The 6,738-nt window shown below is 27.9% G+C and carries 8 protein-coding genes; 4 read left to right on the forward strand and 4 right to left on the reverse strand.

Going from position 1 to position 6,738, the window contains the following annotated elements; all coding sequences use genetic code 11:
* The first annotated feature begins 9 nt into the window (after nucleotides 1-9).
* Together Q0V09_RS05930 and Q0V09_RS05935 are read left to right on the forward strand one after the other, a co-directional pair.
* A complete protein-coding gene (locus tag Q0V09_RS05930) occupies nucleotides 10-132 on the forward strand; it encodes a M24 family metallopeptidase (protein WP_297487662.1) in 123 nt (40 codons plus the stop codon).
* 180 nt (nucleotides 133-312) lie between these two features.
* Entirely contained in the window at nucleotides 313-1,833 is a 1,521-nt protein-coding gene (locus tag Q0V09_RS05935) for an AbgT family transporter (protein ID WP_297406106.1), read from the forward strand.
* Nucleotides 1,834-1,873: 40 nt separating this feature from the next.
* Here the strand turns inward: Q0V09_RS05935 and Q0V09_RS05940 are convergent, their stop codons facing one another.
* Nucleotides 1,874-3,166 carry an NCS2 family permease gene (locus Q0V09_RS05940; protein ID WP_297406105.1) on the reverse strand — a complete coding sequence of 431 codons (1,293 nt, stop codon included), beginning with the start codon at nucleotides 3,164-3,166 and terminating at the stop codon, nucleotides 1,874-1,876.
* Between the two features lie 124 nt (nucleotides 3,167-3,290).
* On the opposite strand from Q0V09_RS05940, the gene Q0V09_RS05945 reads away from it, so the two are divergent.
* A complete protein-coding gene (locus Q0V09_RS05945; protein ID WP_297406104.1) occupies nucleotides 3,291-3,797 on the forward strand; it encodes a flavodoxin domain-containing protein in 507 nt (168 codons plus the stop codon).
* Between the two features lie 92 nt (nucleotides 3,798-3,889).
* On the opposite strand, the gene Q0V09_RS05950 is transcribed toward Q0V09_RS05945, so the two are convergent.
* From Q0V09_RS05950 to Q0V09_RS05960, 3 genes are all read right to left on the reverse strand, one after another.
* Entirely contained in the window at nucleotides 3,890-4,978 is a 1,089-nt protein-coding gene (locus Q0V09_RS05950) for an SEC-C metal-binding domain-containing protein (RefSeq protein ID WP_297487654.1), read from the reverse strand.
* 77 nt (nucleotides 4,979-5,055) lie between these two features.
* On the reverse strand, nucleotides 5,056-5,766 hold the full coding sequence (gene sfsA / locus Q0V09_RS05955) for a DNA/RNA nuclease SfsA (RefSeq protein ID WP_297487656.1): 711 nt from the start codon (nucleotides 5,764-5,766) through the stop codon (nucleotides 5,056-5,058).
* Nucleotides 5,767-5,817: 51 nt separating this feature from the next.
* Complete coding sequence (locus Q0V09_RS05960; protein WP_297487658.1) at nucleotides 5,818-5,997, reverse strand: 4Fe-4S binding protein; 180 nt, start codon at nucleotides 5,995-5,997, stop codon at nucleotides 5,818-5,820.
* A 180-nt stretch (nucleotides 5,998-6,177) separates the two neighbouring features.
* Here Q0V09_RS05960 and yfcE point away from each other — a divergent pair, with 180 nt between their 5' ends.
* Nucleotides 6,178-6,726, forward strand: coding sequence for a phosphodiesterase (yfcE, locus tag Q0V09_RS05965; RefSeq protein ID WP_297487660.1), 549 nt, complete (start codon nucleotides 6,178-6,180; stop codon nucleotides 6,724-6,726).
* Nucleotides 6,727-6,738 lie beyond the last annotated feature (12 nt).

Raw genomic sequence — 6,738 nt, forward strand, 5'->3', positions numbered from 1 at the left:
GTAATTACAATAGAACCTGGAATATATTTACCTGATTTTGGTGGAGTTAGAATTGAGGATGATATTTTAATAACAAAAGATGGATATAGAGTTTTAACAAATATTTCTAAAGAGTTTAAAATTATAAAGTAAATTAAAAAACGTTCTTTAATAGAAAATAACGTTCTTAAATTCTGCAGAAGAAGCTATTTATATAAAATTTTTATACGATATATATATTATTAATCTTTTTAAAAAAATTAAATATATGATACCCTTTATCTACAATTGAAAATTTATTCATTAGAAAAATTATCAAAAATAGGGGGAAATATGGGAGCAGAATTAAAGCAAAAAAAGAGTTTTGTAGATAAATTCTTAAATGTAATTGAAAAGGGAGGAAATGCATTACCTCACCCAGCTACGTTATTTGCAATATTAGCTGTGGCAATAATAATAATATCTGGAATTGGTCATGCCTTAGGATGGTCAGTTGATTTTATAGGAATTAATAGTAAAACTATGAAATCACAAGAAATGGTTATATCTGTTAAATCACTAATGTCAAAAGAGGGAGTAAATTATATATTTACTTCAATGGTTAAGAACTTTACTGGATTTGCACCATTAGGAACAGTATTAGTTGCTATAATAGGTATAGGTATAGCTGAGAGATCTGGACTTATGGCTGTTTTATTAAAGAAAGTTGCATTATCTACACCTAAACATTTAGTTACGGTTATGATAATATTCTTAGGAATTATGTCTAACGTGGCATCAGATGCAGGATATGTAGTATTACCACCACTTGCAGCATTGGTATTCTTAAGTTTTGGAAGACACCCAATAGCAGGACTTGCAGCAGCTTTTGCGGGAGTATCTGGAGGATTTTCAGCTAACTTATTAATAGGAACAATAGATCCATTATTAGGAGGAATTTCAACAGAGGCTGCAAGAATTCTTGATCCAAATTATGAAGTTTTACCAACAGCAAACTGGTATTTCATGATGGTATCAACATTTATTATTGCAGGAATAGGAACATTTATTAATGATAAAATAGTAGAGCCAAGATTAGGTAAATATGAGGGAGAAGAAAAGTTAGAGTTTCAAGAGGTTTCTCCAGAGGAGAAAAAAGCTCTTAGATGTTCAGGTTTAGCTACTGTAATTATGTTAGGATTAATGGTACCTTTATATTTTGCACTAGGAAAAAATTTCTTAGGACAAGGATTAGTACCAATAATAGTAATGTTCTTTGCAATTCCAGGATTAGCTTTTGGAAAATCAATTGGAACGATTAAAGATGATAAAGATGTAATGAGAATGTTAACTAAATCGTTTGAAGGAATGGCTGGATATATTGTTCTAGTATTCTTTGCAGCTCAATTTATAGCATATTTTAATTATACTAATCTAGGAACTATATTAGCTGTTAAAGGTGCAAATATAATTGAAGCAACAGGATTTACAGGAATTCCATTAATAATTGGATTTATCTTAATAGTTGGATTCTTAAACTTATTTATGGGATCAGCTTCAGCAAAGTGGGCAATTTTAGCTCCTGTATTTATTCCAATGTTAATGAGAGTAGGATATACACCTGAATTTACTCAGTTAGCATACAGAATAGGAGATTCATCAACAAACATTGTCTCTCCATTAATGTCATATTTTGCAATGATCATAGTATTTATGCAAAAGTATGATAAAAAAGCTTCTTTAGGAACGTTAATTTCAACGATGCTTCCTTACTCGATGGCATTCTTAGTAGGATGGTCAATATTCCTAGCAATATGGATGATGACAGGATTCCCAATAGGACCAGATGCAGTAATAAAAATGGCTGGAATGTAATATATAAATAAAAAAGCTGGAAAATTTTTCCAGCTTTTTTTTATACAATTAAACTTAATACAGATAAAGCTCCAATAAAAATAAGTGTGGGATTTATCTTTTTAAAGTCTCCTAAACCAACATGAATAACAATGTAAGAGATAAAACCAAAGGCTAATCCAATACTAATACTATATGTTAAAGGCATCATTAAAATAGTAATGAAAGATGGGAAAAGTGTTTTATAATCTTTCCAATCTAGATCACAAATATTTTTAAACATATATACTCCAACAATAATAAGAGCAGGTGCAGTAGCAAAAGAAGGAACTACTGAAACTAATGGTGTAAAGAAAAGTGATAGAATAAATAATGAAGCAGTTACAACAGAAGCTAATCCTGTTTTAGCACCAGCAGCAATACCAGAAGCTGTTTCAGATAGTGTAGTAACAGTACTAGTACCTAATGTAGCTCCAATAATAGTTGCTGTAACATCAGCGTATAGCATTTTTCCTAAATCTTTAACTTTACCATTTTTATCAGCTAACCCAATCTCTTTAGAACAAGCAATAAGAGTTCCTAAAGAATCAAATAAGTCAACAAACATAAAAGAAAATGCTGGACCTAAAAGAGAAAGCTTTAAAGCACCTAAGATATCTAATTTAAATGCTATTGGAGCAATACTAGGAGGCATCGACATTATAGATGAAGGAAGAATGGTATCACCTGTAAAGAAACCAATAACAGTAGATGTAATGATTCCAAAAAGTATACCACCTTTAACTTTTTTAATTTCTAAAATGATAGCAATGAAAAGACCAATAATACCGATTAATATTTGTGAATTAAATTTTGAAAGGCCAATAATAGTTGCATGGTTTGGAATTACAACTCCAAGTGTTTTTAAACCTATAAAAGATATGAAAAGACCAATTCCACCAGTAACAGATATTTTTAAACAGAGAGGAATAGCGTTAGCTATTTTTTCTCTAATTCCACCAATGGAAAGGAAAAAGAAAAATACTCCAGATAAGAAAACAATTCCAAGTGCAGTTTCCCAAGGAATTCCTCTACCAATAACTAGTGAATATGTGAAGAAGGCATTTAATCCCATTCCAGGAGCTAAGGCAAAAGGAACATTAGCAAAAAGTGCTGCAATTAGAGTACCAATAGCTGCAGATAAAATAGTAACAGTAATAAGAGCACCTTTATTCATTCCAGATTCACTTAATATAGCTGGATTAATGAAAATAATGTATGCCATGGTTAAAAAAGTCGTAATTCCACCGATAACTTCCTGCTTAACAGTACTGTTACGATGACTAATTTGAAAAAAATTGTCTAAAAAATTCATGAAACACCCCTTAAAGTTTTCTTTATATTATACAAAGAATATCAATGATGTCAAAGAAAAATAATAATTCTTATGAAAAAATAGTGTTATAATAAATTAAATATCAGATAATAGGAGAAAATGTATGGAAAAAATAGGTATATTTTATACAACATTAAAAGGAAGAACAGAATATATAGGAAAATTAATAAAAAAAGAAGTAGAGGAACAAAATAAAATAATGTGTGATATTTATAATATACATAATAAATATAAAAATATGAAAGAGTATGAGCTAATAATATTATTAACGCCAACATATGGAGCTGGAGCTTTACCTAAAGAATGGAATAAAGTTTTAGAATATTTAGAGAGTGAAAATATAAAAGGGAAAAAATTTGCTCTTTGTGGAACAGGAAATGGAGGGTTTTATGCTGCAACTTTTATAAATGGATTAAGAGATTTATATGATTTTTTAAAAGATAAAGATGCCAAAATTATAGGTGAAACAAATAAAAATGACTATGAATACGTAAAGAGTAGAAGTGAAGTTAATGGTAAATTTATAGGATTAGCAGTTGATTTAATGTTTTCAGAAGAAGTTATAAAAAAAAATATAGACAAATGGATAAAAAATATTATAAAAGAGTAGTGGACAATATTAAGATTATACTATATAATTATTGTATACTTTTAAAAATAAACAACCCATATAAAAAAACCTAGCTAATTGCTAGGCTTTTTTTATTTTCCACAACATTTTTTATATTTTTTACCAGAACCACAAGAACAAGGCTCATTTCTTCCAATTTTATTAACAGTTCTAGTTAGCTTAGGTGCAGTAATAGTTCCATTAATGTCAGTAAGAGAGTGTCCTTTTAAAGACCATAAAGGTAAGGTATTTGCAATATTTGTTACAACAGTTGTAAATACTTGTCCAGATTCTAATGAATCAAAAGTTACTCTTTGATTGAAATCATTAATAATATCATTAATAGTAATATTATTTTTTATCTTATCAATTATAGATGTAATTTCAAATCCTATTTGAGCTCCTTGTAATTTATGAGATAATAAAAGAGATATAAGATCTGCTACATCTTGAGTTTTTTCAAGATAGAAATAGTTCCAATAATTTTTATATTCTTCATTAGTAAGCACTTTATATTCTAATTCAGGATATTTTATCATCTCTTGAAGAATATCTACAGGCTCATGAACTGAGTCAGCAACAAAATAGATTGTATTTGTACTTTCATCAGCAATTTGAGCAATAAATATATTTAAAATCCATCTTTTTTCAATAAAAGAATGGATGTTCTCTAGAGAAATATCAGAGAAAGTATTAGCTAAAAGCTCTAATAATTGAACTTCAGAAATAACACCATAAAATCTAATCATACCAAGAATTAACATTTCTAACTCTTGATTGTGATCAACAGCTTTTTTTCCATCTTCTGTATTAGAGATTTGGCTAAGTGTTTCTAAAAACCAAATTGAAATTTCAAAGTGATTATTATCTTTTTCTTTTATTACATTTTTAGAGATTAGTCCAAAACTTTGAAGAGGAATTAAAAATTCTTCAAATTCAGAGAAATCCTCTTCACTAACGTTATTATTATTTTTATTATATTGTGCTAAAAAAAGAACTGTATCTTTAGAGAATATCTCTAAAAAAGTTTCAGAATTCTTTTGATAAACCTCTACAACTTTATCTACTAATTTACCTTTAACAGTGCTCTTAGCAAGTTTTATATTAAACTTTGCTAAAATCTTAAAAAGATCATCTTTTAATAAGCTGTTTAAAGATTCTATTAAAAATTTATCTTCCACATTGACCTCCAAACATTTTTTACCATTATTATACCATAAAAAGTTTAAAAAAAAAAATGAATGAAAATCTAAAAATATTATTTATCTAAGATTTTTATTATTTTATTTTTGAAAAATATGTTTCCATTGTTAAAATAAAATTGAATAGGATAAACTTCAACACCTTCACTTAAAGCTTCATAGAAGGTTTCAAAAAATATAGGGTCAGTATCTTTTTTAGGGACAAAGTAATCAGCATCCTTTAAAATAATAAGGAAAATAACAGCACGATTGCCCTCTTTTTTAAGTTGAATTAATTCATTTAAATGTTTAGTAGCTCTGATACTTGGAGCATCAGGAAAAGTTGCAATTTTATTTTCAACTAAAGAAACACCTTTAGTTTCTATAAATATATTTTCATTATTTTTTATTAATAGATAATCTAATCTACTTTTCCCATATTTAACCTCAGCTTTTATTGAATCTACTTTTCCAAAAGGAGAGATAGAGAAATCTTTAAAAAAATTATCAGTGATATATCTATGAATTGAAGAATTAATAAGAACCTCCTCACCATCATCAGAAAGAGCAGCAATAACATCCCATTGAGTTTTTCTTTTTGAGATATCAATTGCTTTTCTTAAAAGAACTTTATTTCCAGGAAAAAGGAGTTCTTTTATTCTTCCAGAGTCATGAACATGTGCAATAGCAATAGTTCCATCTTGAAGTTTAAAATGAGCAATAAAACGATTAGGTCTTTCAATAAAAATACCAATAGCATCAATTTTAACATTAAAAATAAGTTTCATAAAACCTCCCAAAAAAAAAGGATCATTTAATGATCCTTAGTTATGTGTAAACTACTCAGCAGGAGAGATACATTCAACTGGGCAGCTACCAGCGCAAGCTCCACAATCAATACACTCATCTTCATTAATTCTTCTTTTTCCACCCTCTACTTCAGAAATGCAGCTAACTGGGCAGATTGATTCGCAAGTTCCACAACCAATACATAAATCTTCATTAATTCTATATGCCATAAAAAAAACCTCCTAAATGTAACTTAAATTTAACAAAATTAAGTCTTAATATACGAATTATACATCTAAAGCAAAAAAAAGGCAATGTATTTTTAATTCGTATAGTTTTATTAATAAATAACTCTTATTTTCCTTTAAAAAAATAAAAAAAATAATGTATAATAAAAAAGGAGGTGTACTATGAAAATTTTTGTAATGTCAGATATACATGGATCAGTCTTTTATTTAAAGAAAGTCTTAGATGCTTTTAAGAAAGAAGAAGCAAAATTATTATTAATACTAGGTGATGAACTTTATCATGGTCCAAGAAACGATTTACCTGAGGAATATAATCCTAAAGAAGTTGTTAATTTATTAAATCCCTTAAAAAATATGATAATTGCTGTAAGAGGGAATTGTGATAGTGAAGTGGATCAAATGCTTTTAGAGTATCCTATAATGGGAGATTATTCTACTATTTTATGGAATGAAAAAAGAATTTTTGCAACACATGGTCATATATTTAATAAAGAGAATATGCCGAATATTCAAAGTGGGGATATTTTAATTTATGGACATACTCATATTCCTTTAGCAATAGAAGAGGAAGGTATATATATATTAAATCCAGGGTCAATATCTCTTCCTAAAAATGGAAACAAAAATAGTTATGGGATATTTGAAAATAATAAATTTATAGTAAAGGATTTAGATGGGAATTTAATAAAGGAAATAGAGATAAAAAAATAGAGTGGATTTTAG

This window comes from uncultured Cetobacterium sp. (genome assembly GCF_947039425.1).
Classification (GTDB): domain Bacteria; phylum Fusobacteriota; class Fusobacteriia; order Fusobacteriales; family Fusobacteriaceae; genus Cetobacterium_A.